The sequence below is a fragment of the Candidatus Woesearchaeota archaeon genome, from assembly GCA_018675335.1.
Taxonomy (GTDB): domain Archaea; phylum Nanobdellota; class Nanobdellia; order Woesearchaeales; family UBA11576; genus JABJCP01.
On the sequence record JABGYH010000001.1, the window covers coordinates 214,587 to 236,113 of the forward strand.

Here is a 21,527-nt window from a genome sequence, read left to right on the forward strand (position 1 = left end):
TTAAAATTTATATAGTTCATTAACTTATCAATTCATAATGAAAAAAGTCTTTCTTTTGTCTGGTGAGAATTTAGAGTTAGCTCAAGCAGAAATTCTTGCTTTGACCAAACGCAAACCCAAGAATTGGGAACTTATTGATAATGTAATTATTTCTAATGCTAATTTTAAATTAGCCCGTCTTGCACTAACAAAAAAAGTTTATGAATATTTATTTCAATCTACTTCAAAAAACATCAATAAAAAAATGGAGAAATATAATTGGAATAAAGCATATAAGAAAAATTTCTCTTTACGAATTAGTAACGTAGGCCATATCAAATTTTATGAAAAAGAAGCTCAACTTGCAAAACATATTTGGAATCAAATAAAAGAGCCCCGAGTTGATTTAAAACAAGCAGTTACTAAATTTGAATTAGTAATAACTGAAAAAAAAATCCTTGGAGGAAAAATTCTTCATGAACCAAAAAATGATTATAAACTTAGAAGACCGCATCTAAGGCCTGCACCTTGTCCAACTTCATTAAGTCCAAAACTAGCACGCGCATGTATTAATCTTACAGGAATTCAAACTGGAAAAACTTTGTGTGATCCCTTCTGCGGTAGTGGAGGAATTCTTTTAGAAGCAGGATTAATGAGATTTAAAACAATAGGATATGATGTTGACAAAAATTTATTAAAAAGTGCTAAAAAGAATTTAGATTATTATAAAATTAAAGGTTATTCTTTAGATGAAAGAGATTCGACAAAATTATGTGAAAGTGTTGATTATGTCGTAACAGATTTACCTTATGGAAAAAGTAGTAAAATAACTGATTCCCTAAAAAGATTATATTTTGATTTTTTAACTAGTTTATCTGAAAACTTAAAGTATAAAGCAGTAGTTATTTTTCCCGATTTTATTGATCACAAAAAAATTATCAAAAAAACTAGTTTAGTTATTGAAAAAGAATTTAGTTGGTATGTTCACAGATCTTTAACAAGAAATATTGTTTTATTGAACACAACTTAATTTAAGTTCATTAGAATTTAAAGTTACTATACTAGAATCAACCAAAGAACAATTACTCGCATCAATAATCATACTTGGTTTTTGTTGTTCTACTAAATATTGTTCAAGTTCAGAATTATTAAACCCATTCAAAACTACTGCTCGAGATCTCTTAACAACTCCAAACATATCTTTTTTATAATTATTAAACAAAACTATGTCCCCTTCTAAAACATTACTCAAATCCGCTACGTCATTAACTATTGTTAATTTTCCAACAGCAATTCCTGGAAAAATAACTTTTTGAATAGAATCACCAATAGGTTCAAACAGGGAGGGAGATGAAATGTCTTCAGAAACTTCGCAATTATCATATTCAATTTCTTTTTTTTCTAAAAATTCTATTTTTTCTGACACCGGTTCAGTTTCAATTAGTGTGGGTTCAAAATACTCAATTTCTTCTTTTATCTCTACAGACCCTAACATGACTGGTTCAACGGGCTGATCCTCAATCAATACTGGCTCAACAGAGTCGGATTCAATTAATATTGGTTCAACTGGTTCATCCTCAATTAATATTGGCTCAATATGTTCAGATTCAATTAATACTGGTTCAACCAAATTATCATTTTCGAGCATAATAGATTCAACTGGTTCCGTCACTTCCACGGGTTTTTCACTTAGATTTATGGGTCTTGATTGTAAAATATAAATTTCATCATTTTCTATTGCCCACTCAATATCTTGAGAAGTTCCAAAAAAACTTTCTATTTTTTTTGCAGTTTGAGTTAATGATTGCGCAGTTATGTGATCTAAAACTGGAGCTTGTTGCTTATCAGGAAGTAACTTTCTTTTTTCAACTCCCCCTCCAATTGCAAGTTGTAATTCAAACGGTTTTAATCCAACTTTATTTTCTTTGACCAAAAGAGTTTCTTTATCAAGTAAATAATAATCAAAATTGACCTCCTCGCGAACTAAAGATTCACCTAATCCAAATACTGCTTCAATTATTAATTCATTATCTCCATCGGAAACATTAACATTTTTTGTCAATATTACTCCACTTTTATCACTATTAACCATTGTTTGAACAATAATTGCAAGACCCATATTTTCTAATGATTCATTATTTAAATTTCGATGGACTAATGATTTAGCTAAAAATAATGAAGCCCAACAAGATTTCACAGCTTTAATTATGGTTCCTCCACCTTTAACATTCAAATAAGTTGCATGTTGACCTGCAATACTACCTTCTTTTGAATCTTCTTTTGGGGCACTACTCCTTACAGAAACAAATGATTCTTTGGGATTTAGTAAATCATCAGGATTAATTCCTCCTGAACTAAGAACATGATATGCTGCAAGAATATCTTCTTTTATTTCATCAGGCATTGGAAGAGTTACAATTAATTTCTGAATCTCATTTGCTTTTTGTTGAACTAAAGAAAGATTAGAAAAGTCAGTAATTTCATTTAATAAATGTTTAATTTTAAGATCTAATTGAGTTTTTATTAAAAATTCGGAATAAACATCAGTAGTTATTACAAAACCATTAGGTACTTTAAAGTTCTGATACAATTTTCCAAGATTAAGCGCTTTCCCACCAACTAAATTAATAGTATACTGACCTAATTCTTTAAACATAATTGTTCGTCTTGCCATAAACACCTCATTTTGTTGTGTAAATCAACAATAATCATTTACAATCAATAATAAAATAAGAAAAAGAATTATTATTTAAATAATTATACTATTTTTTTCAATACAACTTTAAAAAAAAATTAAAAAAAACAAATAAAACATACTCTTAAAACATAATTATTCTTGTTTGAGTAAATCAACTTTATCAGTTTTTTCCCAAGTAAAATCAGAATCATTCCTTCCAAAATGACCATATGCGGCGGTTTTCTCATATATTGGCCTTAACAAATCAAGTTGGGATATAATATCAGTTGGTTTTAATTCAAAATTATCTCTAACTAATTCACCAATTTTTTCTTCAGGAATTTTATTAGTGCCAAAACAATGAACTAATACTGAAACTGGATCAGAAACGCCAATAGCATATGCTAATTGAACTTCACATTTATCTGCTAAATTTGCGGCAACAACATTTTTCGCAATATATCTTGCAACATATGCAGCACTCCTATCAACTTTAGACGGATCTTTACCACTAAATGCGCCTCCGCCATGACTTCCATGCCCGCCATAAGTATCTACAATAATTTTTCTTCCAGTAAGTCCACAATCCGCAACAGGTCCACCAACAACAAATGCACCAGTAGGATTCACATAAAACTTTGTTTCAGAATCAATCCAAGTTCCACAAACAGGTTTGATAACATTTTCAATCACGTCTTGTTTTATTGTTTCATGAGAAACATCTGAAGAATGCTGTGTTGAAACAACCACTGCATCAATTCGTTTTGGTTTTCCAGCTAAATATTCTACAGTTACTTGACTCTTACTATCCGGTCTTAAATAACTAACTTGATTACCCCGTCTAAACTCTGCAAGCTTAAGAAGTAATTTATTTGCAATAGACATTGATAATGGCATAAGTTCAGAAGTTTCATTTGATGCATAACCAAACATAAGTCCCTGATCTCCAGCGCCTTGTTCTTCAAATAATCCTTGTCCTTGTGTTACTCCTTGACAAATATCTGGACTTTGTTTTGTTATATGAACAAAGATTTCACAAGTCTCAGGATCAAATCCCGTATCTTTTGTGTACCCAATTCGGTTTATTACTCTTCGAACTATCGAGTCATAATCAAGGTCTGCATTAGTAGTTATTTCTCCGGCAAGTATTACTTTATTGCCTTTTACCATGGTCTCACATGCGACTCTCGAATGAGGATCTGATTTAATACATGCATCAAGAACCGCATCACTAATTTGATCACAAACTTTATCAGGATGTCCTTCTGAAACTGCTTCACTAGTAAATAAGAATTTTTGTTTATTAACATTCATATGTATCACCTGAACAATCTAAAAAAAATACTCTTTTTTAATATATCTTGACAATTTTATTCCAATACGACTTATTCTAATAAGAATATTTATAAACCCTAAAATATTCCTAACTATTAACAAAAAAAACAGATCAACTAAAAAAAATGTTTGAAATAAAAGATATTAAAAAAATTCGTAAACAATTAGGGATAACTCAGTCACAACTAGCAAAAACTTCAGGAGTATCACAATCATTAATTGCAAAAATTGAATCAGGCAAATTAGATCCAACTTATTCTAAAACTCAATTAATTTTTGGAGCACTAAAAGAAAAATCTCAAAATGAAGAATTAAAAGCAAAAGACATTATGATAAAAAACATTTCAACAACGTCACCTTCAACAAAAGTTATTGATATAATTAAATTAATGAAAAAAAAGAACATATCTCAAATCCCCATTTTAAAAAATAATAGAATTTTAGGAGTAATCACTGAAAAAAGCATTCTTGAAAAAACAATTACTCAAAACATAGCACTTTTAACTGCAGAAGATTGTATGTTTCCCCCACCACCCATATTATCTGAAGATACATCAATAAATATTGTCCAATCACTTCTTCAACATTTCCAAATAGTACTTATTCAAACAAATAAAAGTTATGGATTGATCTCTAAAGTAGATATATTGACAAAAGCAATCAGAAAATAAAAATCAGTTTACCTAAATTTCTTAAATATTTCTTAATTAATAAGTTAAAACATATGCAAAAATAATAGTTTGTTTAAAAACTAAATCCGAAAATATAAATAAAAGTTAATTTTGAACACTAAACATCATGGAATCATATATCTCATTTATCGAAATGGCGCTAAACAGAAGTGAGACCATTGTTTTAAGTTGTAATTGTGAAATTGAATATTCTGGCAGAGCAGAAGCGTTCTTAGCTAAGGGAGACAGAGTAATCATAATTAAAAATGATAAAGCACTACTAGTCCATCAACCAGAAGGAACTGCTCCAGTTAATTATATGAAACCCGGAACCAATCACCAAATACAATTTGATAAAGATGAAAAAATCTTTTTTCTCAAAAGCCAAAATCTTAGTTTAAAAGAATATCTTAACATAAAATTATTTGAAATTCATTTTGTTAATTCTCACCCATTAAAAGATGGACAAAAAATTCAATTATCTGGCAGCGAAAAAGATATGGCCGAAATGATTTATAAAACTCCTGAACTTATTGAATCAGGATTCAAACCATTAAGTATGGAAGAACACACAAAATATGGATTTATTGATGTATTTGGAACAGATGCGAAAGAAAATTTAGTAGTTGTTGAATGTAAACGTTACGTAGCGGATTTATCTGCAGTAACTCAATTAAGAAGATATGTTGAACGAATTAAAAAAATAAAAGGTATTGATTGCGTTAGAGGAATTATTGCCGCTCCAAAAATAACACCTAATGCTAAAAAAATGTTAACTGACTGGAAATTTAGTTTTGTAGCAGTAATCCCCCCAAATTATAGAGAAAAATTTAATAAATCTCAAACAAATTTAGAAAACTATTAATCACACGATTTATCAAAAACCTAAAAAAAATATTAATTCTTTTTTACAAGTTTTATACTTAACCCATAATGATCAGAAGGAGTTACTTTTAAAAATTTCTTTGCATGAACTACCGCTTCATTAAAAACAACATTAGATTTAATATGATCAACAAATTGTTTAAACTGTTTTGGAACAAATATATGATCAATTCTTTGAGGGGGCGACCAAGGAGAATATCCTTTAAGATTCAAATAATTTTTTGGATCCCAAGTAAATTTAAATTTTTTTTCTTTTTTTGCTAAATTAAATAAATCTATAAATCCTTTTTGAATAATTGTTTTATAATTTTGAATAGAAACTTGCGGACCTGCATTAAAATCACCAATAATAAAAGTATTATCTTTTTCTTGTTCTGCTACAGTTAACACTTGTTCAATTTGTTCTTGACGTATTCGCTCCATTAATTTTGATTCTGGATGCCTAAACAATCCACCTGCAGCCAAATGCACATTCAAAAAATTTAACTCTCCAAATTGAGGATTATCAACAGTAACTGTAAGCATTCCTTGATTTGCAAATAATTTTTCTTCAAAAGTTGTTGATTTAAACGGAATAAATTTAGAATCAATTATTTTATTTTTCGAAAACATAACAAGTCCATTATCCAACCCAAATAAATTTGGTTTTTTTCGAGCAACATACGGATATAAGGGTTTAAGTTTTTCTACTAAAAATTTTTTATGTTTTTCATAAAATACTTCTTGTAATGCAACAATATCGTTACATTTTTCAGAAATTATTTTAGGAATTACTTGTAATCTTTTTTTTGCAAATGGAACTGAATCAAGTAAATTTAATCTAAAAAATCTCAACGAAAATAAACCTGTGTTAAAGGTTAATAGAGACAATGATTTCGAATTAGCCATCATACTAATTTAACTAATAACATTTATAAATTTAACTAATATTAATTAAATGAAATAATAGAACAAAATAAAAAAAACCCAGATACCCATCAAATAAAAAAGAAATAAAAAAATTCAAAAAATCAAATTTCTAATGTAGATACTCTTCAACCCCTTCACGCGCAACACTAACTTGCAAAAACTTATCCACACCTAATTGTTGCAAATACTGACGAGCATCTCGCTCCATTACCGCTAAAAATACATCATCATGTGATGGATCGTGATGTGCCAAAACTAAATTTTTAACTCCCGCAGCAATTGCTCTTTGAATATTTGATTCATAGGTTGCATGCCCCCAACCTTTTTTTGTCATCGTACTCAAACCAAATCTTGCAGGATCATGTTCTTGAGGAGTGTATGCACTATCAATTAAAACATAATCTGCCCCAGTCATAAACTTAATTATTCGTTTATCTTCAACTCCAAAACTGTTTTTTGAAGGATCCCCATCATGTTCATTGTCAAGAACATAACAAAAAGTTACAATTCCAGATTCAGTTTCTTCTTGAATTTTAAATGCATAACAAAGATCCGGATGTTTTGATAAACAATGACTTATCGCAACACCATTTTCTAAACTTTCTCCCTCTCTTAATTGATAAAAGGAAAAATCTGCACTCATTTGATCAATACTTATTGGAAATTTGGGTTTTTCATATTTCCCTCTAAGTATTTCTTCTAGTGGTTTTTCAAGTTCTCCACTCACAATATTTATTTTAGTTCCCGCAATAAAAGCAGGTGCAAAAAAAGATAGTCCTTCCACATGATCTGGATGTACATGACCCACCAATAATTTAACAGATCGATCAGAATCTAAAAAACCATTGGCCATTAAGTTTTGTCCTAAAAGTCGAAGTCCACTACCCGCATCCAAAACTATTAATTCTCCATTTGCAGTTTCTATCTCAACGCAAGACGTATTACCCCCATATTTTAATGTAGAAAAATCCCCAGTTGATGGTGTTGCTACACTTCCACGCGTCCCCCAATACTTAATTTTCATTTGTGTACCCTCCAAAGCCACAATAAAATAAGCTGACCTTACTATGAGTATATGACCAAACTTATCTATTAATTTATAGCGTTAAATGAGAAATAAAGAAATTTGAGCTGACCTCATAAGATTTCAGACCCATTTAAAAGATTTCTACTGCTGAAACTATTTTCTTCAATAGATAAAATTTTTTAGCAAAGTTTTTATATTAGTTAATGCACTAAAGAATAGTAGAATGAATAAACTTCAAATACAATCCAAACTAAGTTTATCTAAAGAAATAAAAAAAGCATTATCTAATGCTCAAAATCACATATTAAACGAACAATCTGAAAATGGATCTTGGAACCTTAAACAAGGTAGCAAAATTAATGGACCTGAATTCTATTTTTCACCAATTATTGTAACCGCACTTGCAATTAAAAGTTTAGTATTATTAAAAATAAGAACTCCTGAACAAATAAATAAAGGAATTTATTTTTTGTATTCACAAAAATTAGATAATACCACCCTTGTTGATTTATTTGCATATCAATTAGCAGGATTACAATATTCTAATTGCCCAATTATTGAAAAAAAGAAAAATAAAATATTAAATATTATTTTAAACAAACAAGATTCAAAAGGTTTTTGGCCTTCATTTCCAAAAACATCTAATCTAACTAATTTTTGCGTGGTATCAACATTAAAAAAATTTATTTGTGATGGTGCACTTACCAAAATGAAACAATGGCTTTTGAAAAATAAAGCAAAAGACAATATCGGCTGGGGCTTTAATGAAAATTCCACTCAATCTCAAGTTTCATTTACTGCAGGAGCAATAAGAGTTTTATTATATTGTGGAGAAAAACATTCTTCAAACGAAATAATTATTGCAAAAAAATTCATTTTAGAAAATCAATTACCTTGCGGAGGCTGGCATTCTTCAGATCTAACTCATTCAGATTCTGCAACTAGTTATGGCACTGCATCAACTCTAGTCGCATTAATGCTTTGCATGAATAATCCAATTAATGAAAAAATAGAAAAAGGTATCAAGTGTTTATTAAATATGCAAAATAAAGATGGAGGTTGGCCACTTACTCACGGAGAAGAAAGTCAAATGTATACTACATTCTATGCAATTCAAGCACTCACCTATTTTGTTTATTTACAAGACGAACTTAAAAAGAAAGAACTTAAAAATATTTTAGAAACAGATCTCTGTCCTGAATTCACCCATTATTTATTAGCTAGATTTTCAGAAGATCTAAAAACACGTTACAAAAACTCATACAAAAATTTATTAGTTGAAAAATCAATTGCAACAACTAAACAAGCAGCAAAAAGAAGATTTCAAATTCTTAAAATTCTAGAAGAAAAAGGTGCTCTAGATACCGCAGAAATTATTGATGAACTAAAACAAGACGCAGAATATAGACATTTACATAAAAGATCCCACATTGCCCAAATAAAAAATGATGTCGTTGCAATGATGAATTTAGGATTAATTTATGAAGAAAGAAGAAAATATTATGCAGTTATAAAAATATAACATACTTGCTGACTTCAAATAAAAAATAGAAAAAAAATTGATAAAAAATTGATAAAAAATTTAATAATAAAATTTCTTTTATTATTTTTCTGCTAATTCTTTGACAGACTTTAATGCAACAACAATTGCTGCAGGTGCAACAAACACTTTAATGAATGTTAACATACTGCTTAAAGTCGTACCTAATGGATCAAATATCGTATTTAATACAATTAAATTTGCAGATCCTGCTGCGATTAATGCAATTACTGCAATTAAAAATGCAGTTGTTTCTTTAGCATTTACATTTAAAAAACCAACAATTAAACCTAAAGCTACTAGTACAAGTACAACCCAAGAACTAGTTGTTTGGAATAATGCGGCGATAATTGCTAATAGAATTCCTGCAATAAACGCATAGTGTCCATGTTTATGATGTATTGCCATAAATTCACCTCTTTTTTAAATATTTAATAAAAAAAACAATTATGAAAATAAAATCTATTAATTATAATCAAACAAATAATTATTCAGTTTTTATTCTTTGTTCAATTTCTTGTAATTGCTGATCAATTGAATCAATATGACTGTTTATATGACCAATATTTTTTACTTGTTTGACAGGTCTCATTTTAACGAGTTTTACTACGTTTGCAATTAACACTGCAGCCAAAACAAATACCATAAGCGCAATAGTAATTCCAGCAGCAGATTGTGGTCCCTTAAGTGTATCTTGTTCAGTACTAGTCATTCCACTAATAGAAGAACTCATATCTGTTTGTGGCGACGCAACAATTAATGCTCCAGCCATTGCTAACAAGAATAATCCGGTAACTACAAATGCACGTAATAATTCTGCTTTTTTATTCAATTTAAACCCCTCAATAACTCAATTCAATCAAATCGAGTATTTAAATCTTATGTTTTTTATAAAGATATTTGAATAATATGAGAGGAGATAATCAAACACAATTCAAAAAAATAACATATTTAACCAGAATAGAATAATAAACATAATTTAAACTTAAAATTAAACTCACAAGTAAACTAAAAAAAATTAAGGTAACCTAACTAATATTATCTAAAATACTGTGTGCATTAAATGCATTGAGTCCAGTAACTAATTCTTTATCAGAACTTAATCTAGAAATAAGAATTGTTTTCAAACTAGAAACTTCTGTTTCACTTACTCTTGCAAAACGATCTACTTCAATTAAACCATAGGGGTATCCTAAAAAAACTGGATCACAACTATTTTCTTTAAGTAACCAAATAACTTTTTCGATTTTCTCAAGAGGTATTTGTTCAACAAGACTTGTTTTCCCTAGTTCAAATCTAAATACATAATTAGCATGTAAATTTAATTTTACAAACATAATCTCTGCTAAATGATTTTCACAATTAATTTGAACTAAATTTTTACAATACCAAATATCTGATTGAGCTTTTGAATTTAAAAAAGAAACTGCAGGCTCTGCTTTATCAGTAAATAAATTAGATGATTTTGCAAGCGAACACACCCTAAAATTTTTTGAATTTGCAACAAATACTAATTCATCCATCAAATCTTTTTCAATAGGGTATTTTGTTTCTAAAACTCCATCAAGAATAACAAATCCTAAATCAACATTTAAGTTCTCAACTACTTGTTTTGCAAAATTTATTTCCGCAAGACGTCTACAAACATCAACAACTGATCGTATATCTGCTCTTTTACCCGCAGCAACTATGCTCTCATGCGTTGAATTAATCAAATACCCATCTAAAAATTTAAAATGAATTTTGCTTTCTTTTTCTTGAGAAAATATATGAACTTTATAATTAATTTTATCCCCAACAGATTCTGAATTTATAAGACAAAAAAATTCAAATCTTTGAGTCGATATTCGCTCATTATTTTTATACAAATTAGCACATAGTCTGATTAATTGAATTGAAAAATTAGGACTACTTATCAATTCAAAATTTCCCCCATCAACAAATAATAAAGCGTCTTGATTAATTTTATCAGGTATTTTTTTAAAATTTGTTGAAGTAATTGGTAAAGAAACATAATTTTTACTTCCAAAAAGTATTTTATTTGAATTTTTATCTACTAACTTAATTTTTTTAATTTCTTTACATATTTGATTTAATAATTCGTTTGTATTCATCCACAATTCACGTTAAAACTAAAACAAAGAATAGAATTTAAACATTGTGATTAGTTTATAAAAACTAAACTTAAAAACCACAAATAATCAAATTTAGAGAAACAAAACAATAAAAACAAAATCAAAGAAATAAACTAATTACTTAATTAACAGAGCATCGCCCTTTAACACAAATATCTTCAATAGAATTATCATATGAATTTAATGAATTCAATTCAACTTGTTCTAAATCAACATATATCCCTTGTTTAAATTGTTCAATGTTACAATCCTTTAAAGTCACATTATTAACTCCAATCGCATAAATTCCAACACCAACATTATTTCCTCTAATAATTGAGCCCCTACAATCCAAAACCAAATTATCAGATTTTATTGCAATTGCAATCCCATTTTCTTTTGAAAAAGTAAAATCATAAACTCCTGGAGTAAGCATTACACTTTCAGTTACAACCCAGGTTTTAGTTATAATATTTGATTCAGCGCCTGAATTTGTAACATCCATACTCGCACTACCAGTAATTCCTGGCTCAGTAGTCACTCCAAACAGAAAACTAAGTAATAAAATAAAGAATCCTGCGAGTATAACTGTGTTTTGAATGTATTTTCTGCGCTTATGAGATTTCATTTTTTGATTTAAACATCGAGGAGTATTTAAATGTTACTCTGTTTTTTTCCATAACATTTTTAAAAGGCTGCCGGTTTTTAACGCTAAATGAGTGCAAAATATGAATTAATCATTTGTGAAAAGCCAACCGCAGCTAAAAAGATTGCAGAGGCGCTAGCAGATGGAAAAGCAATTAGAGAGAATGCAAATGGCGTTCCTTATTTTCTTGTAACTCATGGTTCTCAAGACATTGTTGTTTGTTCAGCATTAGGTCATTTGTATGGTTTAGCTGAAAAAAATAAAGGTAAATGGGATTATCCTGTTTTTGATATTGAATGGAAACCTGCATCTGAAACTCAAAAAGGTAGTTCTCCTTCAAAAAAATTCATAACATTACTGCGAAAGCTTGGAAAAAATGCAGATAAATTTACAGTTGCAACAGATTATGATATTGAAGGAGAAGTTATTGGACATAATGTAATTAAATATGCATTAAAACAAGATGATGCTAATCGAATGAAATTCTCCACATTAACAAAAAAAGCACTTATTGATTCATATGAAAATAAAAATAAAACAATTAATTGGGGTCAAGCAAACGCAGGTGAAACTCGTCACTTTCTTGATTGGATGTATGGTATAAATGTCAGTCGAGCACTAACATTATCAATAAAAGCAGCATCCGGAATGTATAAAATTTTATCTTCAGGTCGTGTTCAAGGTCCAGCACTAAAAATCATTGTTGATCGTGAATTAGATATTAAAGCATTTATTCCAGTCCCATATTGGCAAATTGAATTAAATGGAAATACTAAATTAAAAGAACCATTAATTTCTTGGCATAAAGAAGATAAATTTTGGGAAAAACCAAAAGCAGACGAAGCTATGGCAAAAACTCAAAATCAAAAAGAAGCAATTGTAGATTCAATTGATACAAAAGAGTTCAACCAACAACCACCAACACCATTTGATTTAACTTCACTTCAAATCGAAGCTTATCGTACATTAAAAATTCCACCTAAAAGAACACTTGAATTAGCTCAAAGTTTATACATAGCAGGTTTGATTTCTTATCCAAGAACATCATCCCAAAAACTTCCAAAAGAACTTAATTTAAAATCAATTATTCAAAGTTTAAAAAGTCAACCAAATTACACTGAATTATGTATGCAACTTCTAAAAACTGATTTAAAACCAAATGAAGGTACAAAATCAGATCCAGCCCATCCAGCAATTCATCCAACAGGAGAAGTTGGAAACCTAACTGGTAAAGATTTTGATTTATACGATTTAATTGTTCGACGATTCCTCGCATGTTTTGCAGAACCTGCAATTAGACAAACAATTAAAGCAATTTTAAATGTTAATACTGAATTATTTGTAACTAAAGGAACAACAACAATAAAAAAAGGATGGCACGTATTTTATGGAAAATATGCTAATTTTAAAGAAGAAGAACTTCCTAAATTTACAAAAGGAGACATTATTGACATATCCAAAATTGAACTGCATTCTAAAGAAACTACTCCCCCTAAACGTTACACTCAAGCGTCAATAATTAAAGAACTTGAGAAAAATGGACTTGGTACAAAATCTACCAGAGCAACTATTGTTGATAACTTATTTCAAAGAGGATATGTGAAAAGCAAATCTATTGAAGCAACAGATTTAGGAATTAAAACTATTGCAACTTTGAAAAAATTCTGTCCAGATATTATTAATGTAGATCTTACAAGAAATTTTGAACTTGAAATGGAACAAATTCGTGAAGAAAAAAAACGAAAAGAAGATGTTTTAGATGATGCAAAAAAAATTCTTACTAAAATACTCGAACAATTCAGAAAAAATGAAAAAGATATTGGTAAAGAATTAAGTGATGCAACCAAACAAACATCAAAAGCAATGGCGCGCGTTGGCGAATGTCCAGTTTGTAATGAAGGAACTCTTGAAATTAGACGAGGTAAATTTGGTAACTTTGTTGCATGCGATTCATATCCTGAATGTAAAACTACATTTTCCTTGCCTGCAGGAGCATTATTCAAAGGCGCAGACAAAGATTGCGAAAGTTGTAAATACCCATTAATTCAAGTTATTAGAAAAGCAAAAAGACCTCAAGAATTATGTATTAATCCTGATTGCCCTTCAAAAGCATTAAGTAAAGAAGAAGAGCAAAGTAAAGGAGAACTAGAAAATACTCCTTGTCCAAAATGCAAAGAAGGAAAATTACTTTTAAGAAAATCTATTTATGGTGCATTTTATGGTTGTGATAAATATCCTAAATGTAAGTTCCTTCAAGGAATTGGAGAAGATCAAGAAACTGCACTCAAAAAAGCTATTGCACGCGAAGCTAATCAAGCAAAGTTTGCAAAGAAAAAAACTACTAAAAAGAAAACTACCAAGAAAAAAACTGTGAAAAAGAAGACAGTTAAAAAAACAACTAAAAAGAAAACTGTTACAAAAAAAACAATAAAAAAATAAATTAAAAAATTCTAAAAATCTTTAAGCTCCTCGCTTACAAAATTATACGGCCTAAATCTACCAAGTTTATGATCAAGCATTCTTACCTTCGGTGCAGGAGAGATAGTGGTTTCAAACGTTAAAAATCCAGAGTGGCCCACATAATTTAAAGCAGTAATTGCAGGTAGTGTTCGAGATATAACTGATTTTTCTATATCCTAATTAAAAACAATACCTTGAGATTTATCAATCACTAATAAATTATAATCAAACTTGACCCAACTTCTCAAAGAACGATTACGACAAACATTTGAGGCATAAAGAACATAAGTATAATTAGAATCTTTAAGAGAATTTGAAACAACGGGAAAACCATTTATGTTTCCAACTGCAGTTACTGATTTTGCTTCAACAAACGCAACTCTATTTTCACTTGTTTCAACTAAAGAACCATTTTCAGTAAATAAAGTAAAACGAGGATCTTCATAACGTTGTTTTACCCTGCTCAAAATAAATTGTTGGGTAAACCAATCATTACTACCTCGAACTATATCAGATAATTCTATGTCTGGTTTTATTCTAAACAAATTTTTCATTTCAAACAAACTCGTATTTTCTAAAAATCACAAATACATATCTCCCCTAACACCTGATTTGATACTGAGAGATCGATCATATGCTTGATGAAGTATCCCCCCATAAGAATCCCCAAGATTTTCTTTGATAATTATTTGTCTTGCAGACTCAAACCAACCAGGATTTTTACTTCCAGCTTCAATTAATTTCATAATCAACGTTCCAACATATTTTTGTCGAACAGATTCTAAGCTTTGAGTGCCAGGAGTTCCTTCGACATCATATCGTTTAGTTCCAAAATTTGACCAATGCATAAGTTTTCCTTCAGTTAAAAGAGAATATGTCAAAAAATCTCGGCCTTGTAGTGGAGGTTTTCCTTCTGTTGCAACTGCAATCTCTGATTCAATAATTAAATCTCTTTGTTCTGGACTTAAAAATATTCTACTGCCTAACAAAAATTCTAATTTCGCAGCACCAGATTCATACTGAGGTGGCGTACCAGATATTGCAAAAAAAGACTGAGCATATTGTTCAAAAACCGCATCAAATAATTTAAATGCAACTCCTTTATTTACATCAGATACTTTTTCAAATGCTTTTTTCATTCGAGACCCAGGCGCAGCCATTAAATTAAATGCGCCTAATTCACTAAATTGATCTGCAAAAAAATCTAACAAATATGCATCTTGATATAATTGAGGAATAAATTTGAATTCATCACTTTCTAAAAAAGAAGGCAACCTACCAAATTCAGCAGTTGAACCTACGCTAACTCGCGTATTAATCATGCCGCTCAAATATTCGACATATAATAAATTTGCAATATCTTGCATTGCTTCTTTTCCAACAATTAATTCTAACGCTTTATTTTTCATTTTTTTCTCCTAATTGTTCTTCAACATAAAATTGACGAATATCCCTATAAACTTCCGCTTGCACAAATGCAAATTCAGGTTTTCTCAAATCAATTTTCACATAAGATAACTCAGACTCCCCATCCAAACCAGAATTGGCAGCATAGTCTCCTCGATAAAATTTCATAGTAACTGGAACTAAATTATGAGAATCAACTGTTACCTCAACTAATTGTATATCCACAGAAGGTTCAATCGATTTAGAAGAAAATTGAAAATAATGATTAAAATTACCTAACAAATCCATAGCTTGAGATAATTTAACTTGCACTTTTTTTCTATCCTCAAATTTAGTTGGTATTTTTTGACTTTGAGTTCCCACAACATCAATCCCATAATTAGGAGAATACTTTAAACAAGTTTCAAATACTACCCGAGCAGAACTTAATTTTGATTGTCCAGAGGAATGTCTATGCGGTGCTAAACTTTTAAGCATTTTAAAATATTTAGCCACATTTTGAACAGAAACATCCCCAGTCATAAAATAAATTAAAGGATCTGCTAAAAAAACTAACGGATCTCTTCTTTGATTTTGTGGTTCTCTTGAACTAATTATTCGTTTAGGAACTCCAAATTCACGAGGCACAAATTCAGACTCAGTTAAATGACGCATCAGACCCATTTCTAAATAACATTGAACTGACGAATCAATCTTTGGAACTAATCTAACAGAAGGTTTGGGCTGCCCACACATGTTTTGAACTAAATCGCCTAAATCGGTTAAATTCCCTGCAGCAAATCCTAAAACCGCAGCACCCACAAAACCCAACAATCCTCTTCTTGAAATTTTATTATTGCTCATTTTTTATCAACTCAATTATTTTTTAATTTCATATTTTTCTGCAACTCGATACAAAGGATCTGGATTAAATCTCAACTCTGTATTTGGATTAATAATCATATTAACCGAATCTAAATCAAGTCCAACATCGATATGACTTACAAATACACCAATAGTCGAATATGGACTCGTATAACGATCACACGCAACTCTTAACGTAGAACCACGTAACAAATCCTCATCAAAACTTTGACTATCCCAGTATGATTTCGCACTTTTACCACCTGGATAAAAACACATTAATTTGGCAGGAGAATAATGTTCCTCGCAAGGATGATCTAATTGATCTCTCCTCAACCCATTGCCCAATTCTATTTCATGAGCTAACTCATCTAAAAAGAAAATTAAACGATCAGAATCAATTGAGTATTTTTCAGGATAAGATCTAAATGTTTCTAACATTTTTTTCCCTCCATCGCACGATACAATTTCAAAAATGGATGTTCTCCCTCTAAAAAATCATATTTTGCATTTGTTAATTGAAATCGTAAATCTAAATTATCAACTCCCCCTCCATTTAGTAAAATATCTAAATCAACTCTCATTTCAGGATTGGCAGTAGGATCATAATTAACACCAGAAGAAACATATCTTGCTGCAACACACAAAGAACTGCACCGATATCCGCGAGGAATCATAATTGGCTCCAATTTTTTCTCAACCAATGCAGGCAAAGATAAATCATCTGAAAACTCAACTAATAAATCAGAAGATTTAGGTTCAAATCTAATAATATTATTAACAGTATCAGAAACAACTAAACCTGAAACAGGATTTGGCAAAATAATTGAACCATAACTTTCAACTGCGCCTTTTAGTCCAACTTTTAATCGAGGACCTAACGAATAATTAGTGGCATAAGTTAATTCAAAAAAACTATTTTTCGCAGCTTCCAAAAATTCTTGTTCAACTGCTTGAGTTACAACTACTCGTTCCAAATCTTTTTTTGGAGTTCGTTTTTTCACCTCAGGCACTCTCATTTCAGCAAATGCATCAATAGAAAAACCTGCAGCACCTAACACTTGTTTAATTACTTGAAATACCATTTTAAATTACCAACTTAACTATATTTTACAGGAACTTTGAATTGTTCAAGTTCTTTGTCAACTCTATACATCCCTTCAAATGCCCTGCATCTCTTAAATCTCCTCTGAATTTCGCGGTTTGGCGAAAATATATCTGCATCTTCAACATGTTTGTAAACCATTGCAGAGTTCAAAGAAAAATCATCTTTATACAAAAAAAATCCAACTTGACAACAATCTTGTGCACTAGAAGTATCATCTAATTCTTCAACTGAATTTAACGGCTTTGATTTAAACATTATTAAATAACAATCATTCAATTCACTCCAACGCGAATCTCCTAAAAAACCAGGTATGCCAACTGAAGCAGTTATAATTCTATTTTGAACTGGCACTCCTAAACTAGTTTTTCCACTCAAAGATTTTGCTTGTGCTTGAGCCCTCTTTGTTTGAGCATTCAAAATACCCTCATCAAGCCACCGACCCTTAACACCAAACTTTTCTAAAGGTACATCTCCAGTCAAAAAATAAAGTAACGCAGGAGTTGTCATCGAAACAATTGCTGAATCGGATTGATCAATTGTTCCAACTAATTTAGTTGGTTTTGCATACGTTCTTGAAAATTCAACTTCTGGACGAGTAACATCTACAAGCTCATACTCTAACTTAAATTTCATTCTTGGATTGACCGCCAGAGTTAAATCATTTGATTGTTCGAGCTCACCTAAATCACCCAAAACTTTTTCTAAACAACCAGTTTGGCCAAGCGCAAGTCCTCCTAAAACTGCCCCTGCAACTTTTAACAAATCTCTTCTTGAAATTCCATCATTCATTTTTTTCACCTAAATTATAAATATCATATTTTAATCAACAAGCCAAAAACTAGGTTTTAACGAAACTTGCACTACTGCTTTCATTGCTTGTTTTTTTGCAGCTTTATCCGCAAACGAATAAGTGTCAGTTGAAAGATCATGATTTAATCTTTGAGAATCATATACTGCAAACATCCCAGTCAAACCATAATCTGATTTTAATTCCATTAATCGAACCAAATTAATACCTGCTTCAGCACTAGTTTGAAGTTGCCCAAACATAGGCTCAGCAGATGCATCAAAATGACAACAATCATCCGGAGCTAACCCCTCCCTTCCATCAAGAGGAATTCCCTCTACTTTGACCCGTTCAACTAACGAAGGATCAAACGCAACATAAATAAACTTAGGATCAAATAATCCTTTTGCCACTAATTCTTTTTCTAATAATTCTGGTTCTGTTGGCATATAACCATTAACACCAGATATATCAATTGAATATTCAGATACCATTTTTCTTATACTCCTCGAAATTCTCAACATCACTTATTTAAAATAAAATACAGCTTAAACTGTTTACAAATTAATTCAAAATAATGGCCTAACCACTTCAACAACACCTTGAATTGCGTTCAATTTTCCCGCATTATTCTTAAAAGAATAAGAATCTCGACGAAAATCATAAACTAATTTACGTTTATCATAAATTGCAAACGCACCTTGTGCATCCGAGTTTGACTTTGAAGTCATAACATCAACCAAATTAACATCTTCAGATTCACTTGTTCTAATTGTGCCATCAAAAGATTCAGATTCATCAAATACATAACAACAATTAGGAATTTCTAAATCAGCATTTCTAGGCGAACCTTCTCTTGCTACAACTCCCAACAATAAAGGATGAAAAGCAACATATACAAAATCAGGAGTTAGAAAGCCTCGTTCACTAAGTTTTTGTTCTAACAAACCTTGTTCACTAAGCAGACCCAAATCTTCATTTGCTAAATTAATTGTACATTCATATACCATTTCAATCACCACCTTTAACATTAGCAATAGCATATTTTTCAGCAACTCGATAAACAGGTTCAGGATTAACCGCTAAATTATTCACTCCTTCAACTGACAACCGTACTGGCTCAGTTTTAGAACCAACAGTTACTTGTCCAAAACAAATATCATCTAATAATGTATCATGATCGCCTTGAACTTGTTTTGCAACTAACTCAATAGTTAAACCCGCAACATTCACGTCCCTAAATTCAGAAACATTTACTGACCCTGCAGAATATAGTAGTTCTCCACCAGAACCATAAAAATCCATTTTACTTGCGAGTTGCAATGAACCAAATTTCCTAAATACTGCACTATGATTTAATTCAGCCCACAATTCATCCACGAATAATCTTAAATTATCAGGCGCAATATCATACTCCGCTTTGAACGATCTAAATTTTTCAAACATTTTTCTCAACACCCATTATTTAATCATAAATTTTCTAAACTAATCTATTCTTCTTCAACTCTATCCACTAATTTTAATTCAGAACTTGGCCTATACTCACGATCTAAATTGTAAAATTCATTAAAAGAAAATTCATTCAGCGGTTTAAACCCAAGCTCTAACAATCCAGGTTCCAATATCTTAAAATAATTATTTGACTTCTCAAAATCACCCAAATCAATAATCAACGGATTTTGTTCATCACCAATGGAATTCGCAAAATCAAAATAATTTTTTTCAAATTTGACCCCATATTGAGATTTCAATCTTTTTGCATGACTAGTTAAACCTGCTTCAGTTAATTTTTCAACAACATAATCAACAAGTACTTCACCCATAAGTCCATAATGAGATTGATCTTCAACTGCTCGCCGATAAGGTCCATTTGTTTGTCTTCCTTTATGACTTACTGCAAGTTGTTTGTATACTCCCAATAACTCTCGTTTACTTTCACGAGGTCCTAATTTATCTAATCTTTTTTCTAAAGTTTGAATCACATTCATTTTTTTCTCCTCAACATAAATTTAATAACTATTAATGAGTAATGAATTAAGCCAATATTTAGGAATATAGTTCACACAAGGTAAACAATGTAAACAAAAAAATAGAAAAAACCCATTTTCTACCCGAAAAATCAATCTCAACACACCAATAACCCCTCACAAATCAAAACATAGCCGAATAAAGAACCTCTGCGCAAACAATGTAAACATTTTAGAAAAGTTTAAATAAACCCGAGTAATTCCAAACATTATGAATAGGAAACTAGTCAAACACGGCGATGTAACTTTAATGGTAAGTTTACCTGCTAAATGGATTAAAAGCAAGAAATTAAAGCAAGGAGATGAAATAGAACTCCTAGAAGAAGATGGCAGTTTAAAAATAAATTCAACCTCAAAAAATACTCAAAAAAAAGTAATACAATTAAATATCCCCAATGTTAGTCAAAGATCAACAAGAATCCACATAATAAATGCATACCGCGCAGGATTTGACACAATAAACGTGCATTTTGATGGCAATGAAAAAACAATACAAGAAATAACTGAAAAGTACTTAATAGGTTTTGAAGTATTTAAAAAAGGAGACTCAGACTACATTCTTGATACCATCAGCGAATCAACAAATGAAAACTTTGAAAACATAATTCAAAGACAACTTCATATCATAAGTGAACTCCTAACTGATTTATCATCACCAGACGTTCCAAATTATGCTCAAAAAGTAATTCGCTACAATAATTTTCTTAATCGAGCACTATCAAAAGGAATATTTTCAACACTTTCAACAAGTCCCCTACACCATTTCCTAAATAGAACATATTTCATATCAAGAGAATGTCACTATTTTTACAAAGATATCAAAAAAGAAAAATTAAAACTAACTAAAACCAATTTAGAATTAATTCAAAACCTCCAACAAATGTTCGAATTACTCAAAAAATCATACCTAAAAAAAGATGTTAAACTTATTTCAAAAATTCACGAAATTGAAGAAAAAATAATCATAGAAAAAGGGAAAAAATCACTTCAAAAATCCCCTTTATCAACACACCACATTTTACAAATTGGCAGAACGATTTATCTTGCAGCAAGCCCACTAATAGCATTGTTTGAAAATAAATAACTAATTCTTTCAAAGTTATATAAATCAG

General features: G+C 30.3%; 24 protein-coding genes. 6 read left to right on the plus strand and 18 right to left on the minus strand.

The window, feature by feature from the left end:
- Positions 1-37 precede the first annotated feature (37 nt).
- The gene (locus tag HN587_01045; GenBank protein MBT7902418.1) at positions 38-1,009 is read left to right on the plus strand and encodes a methyltransferase domain-containing protein; all 972 of its coding nucleotides are present in this window, start codon (positions 38-40) and stop codon (positions 1,007-1,009) included.
- Here HN587_01045 and HN587_01050 read toward each other — a convergent pair.
- The gene (locus tag HN587_01050; GenBank protein MBT7902419.1) at positions 992-2,653 is read right to left on the minus strand and encodes a hypothetical protein; all 1,662 of its coding nucleotides are present in this window, start codon (positions 2,651-2,653) and stop codon (positions 992-994) included. The two genes, HN587_01045 and HN587_01050, sit on opposite strands and share 18 nt — an antisense overlap.
- Before the next feature lie 156 nt (positions 2,654-2,809).
- On the minus strand, positions 2,810-3,970 hold the full coding sequence (locus HN587_01055) for a methionine adenosyltransferase (GenBank protein MBT7902420.1): 1,161 nt from the start codon (positions 3,968-3,970) through the stop codon (positions 2,810-2,812).
- Between the two features lie 146 nt (positions 3,971-4,116).
- On the opposite strand from HN587_01055, the gene HN587_01060 reads away from it, so the two are divergent.
- Complete coding sequence (locus HN587_01060; protein ID MBT7902421.1) at positions 4,117-4,662, plus strand: CBS domain-containing protein; 546 nt, start codon at positions 4,117-4,119, stop codon at positions 4,660-4,662.
- A 127-nt stretch (positions 4,663-4,789) separates the two neighbouring features.
- Positions 4,790-5,527: an endonuclease NucS gene (gene nucS / locus HN587_01065; GenBank protein MBT7902422.1), complete on the plus strand. Its 738-nt coding sequence runs from the start codon at positions 4,790-4,792 to the stop codon at positions 5,525-5,527.
- Positions 5,528-5,559: 32 nt separating this feature from the next.
- Here nucS and HN587_01070 read toward each other — a convergent pair whose 3' ends face one another.
- Positions 5,560-6,435, minus strand: coding sequence for a hypothetical protein (locus HN587_01070; protein MBT7902423.1), 876 nt, complete (start codon positions 6,433-6,435; stop codon positions 5,560-5,562).
- A gap of 130 nt (positions 6,436-6,565) precedes the next feature.
- A complete protein-coding gene (locus HN587_01075) occupies positions 6,566-7,480 on the minus strand; it encodes an MBL fold metallo-hydrolase (protein ID MBT7902424.1) in 915 nt (304 codons plus the stop codon).
- A 226-nt stretch (positions 7,481-7,706) separates the two neighbouring features.
- Between HN587_01075 and HN587_01080 the strand changes: the two genes are divergently transcribed.
- Complete coding sequence (locus HN587_01080; GenBank protein ID MBT7902425.1) at positions 7,707-9,005, plus strand: terpene cyclase/mutase family protein; 1,299 nt, start codon at positions 7,707-7,709, stop codon at positions 9,003-9,005.
- A gap of 81 nt (positions 9,006-9,086) precedes the next feature.
- Here the strand turns inward: HN587_01080 and HN587_01085 are convergent, their stop codons facing one another.
- From HN587_01085 to HN587_01100, 4 genes are all read right to left on the minus strand, one after another.
- Complete coding sequence (locus tag HN587_01085; protein MBT7902426.1) at positions 9,087-9,431, minus strand: hypothetical protein; 345 nt, start codon at positions 9,429-9,431, stop codon at positions 9,087-9,089.
- A gap of 79 nt (positions 9,432-9,510) precedes the next feature.
- Entirely contained in the window at positions 9,511-9,855 is a 345-nt protein-coding gene (locus tag HN587_01090) for a hypothetical protein (protein MBT7902427.1), read from the minus strand.
- Positions 9,856-10,051: 196 nt separating this feature from the next.
- Positions 10,052-11,137, minus strand: a complete 1,086-nt coding sequence (locus HN587_01095) for a hypothetical protein (protein ID MBT7902428.1) — start codon at positions 11,135-11,137, stop codon at positions 10,052-10,054.
- A gap of 142 nt (positions 11,138-11,279) precedes the next feature.
- Positions 11,280-11,765, minus strand: coding sequence for a hypothetical protein (locus HN587_01100; protein MBT7902429.1), 486 nt, complete (start codon positions 11,763-11,765; stop codon positions 11,280-11,282).
- Positions 11,766-11,852: 87 nt separating this feature from the next.
- On the opposite strand from HN587_01100, the gene topA reads away from it, so the two are divergent.
- Entirely contained in the window at positions 11,853-14,222 is a 2,370-nt protein-coding gene (topA, locus tag HN587_01105; GenBank protein MBT7902430.1) for a DNA topoisomerase I, read from the plus strand.
- 197 nt (positions 14,223-14,419) lie between these two features.
- Here the strand turns inward: topA and HN587_01110 are convergent, their stop codons facing one another.
- The 10 genes from HN587_01110 to HN587_01155 all read right to left on the minus strand — a co-directional run bounded on the left by HN587_01110 (position 14,420) and on the right by HN587_01155 (position 20,376).
- Positions 14,420-14,797: a hypothetical protein gene (locus HN587_01110; protein ID MBT7902431.1), complete on the minus strand. Its 378-nt coding sequence runs from the start codon at positions 14,795-14,797 to the stop codon at positions 14,420-14,422.
- Between the two features lie 27 nt (positions 14,798-14,824).
- Positions 14,825-15,652 (minus strand): hypothetical protein, encoded by an 828-nt coding sequence (locus HN587_01115; GenBank protein ID MBT7902432.1) that lies wholly within the window; start codon positions 15,650-15,652, stop codon positions 14,825-14,827.
- Positions 15,642-16,493 (minus strand): hypothetical protein, encoded by an 852-nt coding sequence (locus HN587_01120; GenBank protein ID MBT7902433.1) that lies wholly within the window; start codon positions 16,491-16,493, stop codon positions 15,642-15,644. Before HN587_01120 ends, HN587_01115 begins: the two co-directional genes overlap by 11 nt.
- 15 nt (positions 16,494-16,508) lie before the next feature.
- Entirely contained in the window at positions 16,509-16,934 is a 426-nt protein-coding gene (locus tag HN587_01125) for a hypothetical protein (protein ID MBT7902434.1), read from the minus strand.
- Positions 16,928-17,578, minus strand: a complete 651-nt coding sequence (locus HN587_01130; GenBank protein ID MBT7902435.1) for a hypothetical protein — start codon at positions 17,576-17,578, stop codon at positions 16,928-16,930. The genes HN587_01125 and HN587_01130 overlap by 7 nt, the downstream gene beginning before the upstream one ends.
- A gap of 14 nt (positions 17,579-17,592) precedes the next feature.
- Positions 17,593-18,390 (minus strand): hypothetical protein, encoded by a 798-nt coding sequence (locus HN587_01135; GenBank protein MBT7902436.1) that lies wholly within the window; start codon positions 18,388-18,390, stop codon positions 17,593-17,595.
- A gap of 30 nt (positions 18,391-18,420) precedes the next feature.
- The gene (locus tag HN587_01140; GenBank protein ID MBT7902437.1) at positions 18,421-18,882 is read right to left on the minus strand and encodes a hypothetical protein; all 462 of its coding nucleotides are present in this window, start codon (positions 18,880-18,882) and stop codon (positions 18,421-18,423) included.
- 75 nt (positions 18,883-18,957) lie between these two features.
- Positions 18,958-19,398: a hypothetical protein gene (locus HN587_01145; protein MBT7902438.1), complete on the minus strand. Its 441-nt coding sequence runs from the start codon at positions 19,396-19,398 to the stop codon at positions 18,958-18,960.
- 1 nt (position 19,399) lies between these two features.
- Entirely contained in the window at positions 19,400-19,834 is a 435-nt protein-coding gene (locus tag HN587_01150) for a hypothetical protein (GenBank protein ID MBT7902439.1), read from the minus strand.
- Positions 19,835-19,878: 44 nt separating this feature from the next.
- Complete coding sequence (locus tag HN587_01155; protein MBT7902440.1) at positions 19,879-20,376, minus strand: hypothetical protein; 498 nt, start codon at positions 20,374-20,376, stop codon at positions 19,879-19,881.
- Between the two features lie 250 nt (positions 20,377-20,626).
- Here HN587_01155 and HN587_01160 point away from each other — a divergent pair, with 250 nt between their 5' ends.
- Positions 20,627-21,499 carry a hypothetical protein gene (locus HN587_01160; protein ID MBT7902441.1) on the plus strand — a complete coding sequence of 291 codons (873 nt, stop codon included), beginning with the start codon at positions 20,627-20,629 and terminating at the stop codon, positions 21,497-21,499.
- Positions 21,500-21,527 lie beyond the last annotated feature (28 nt).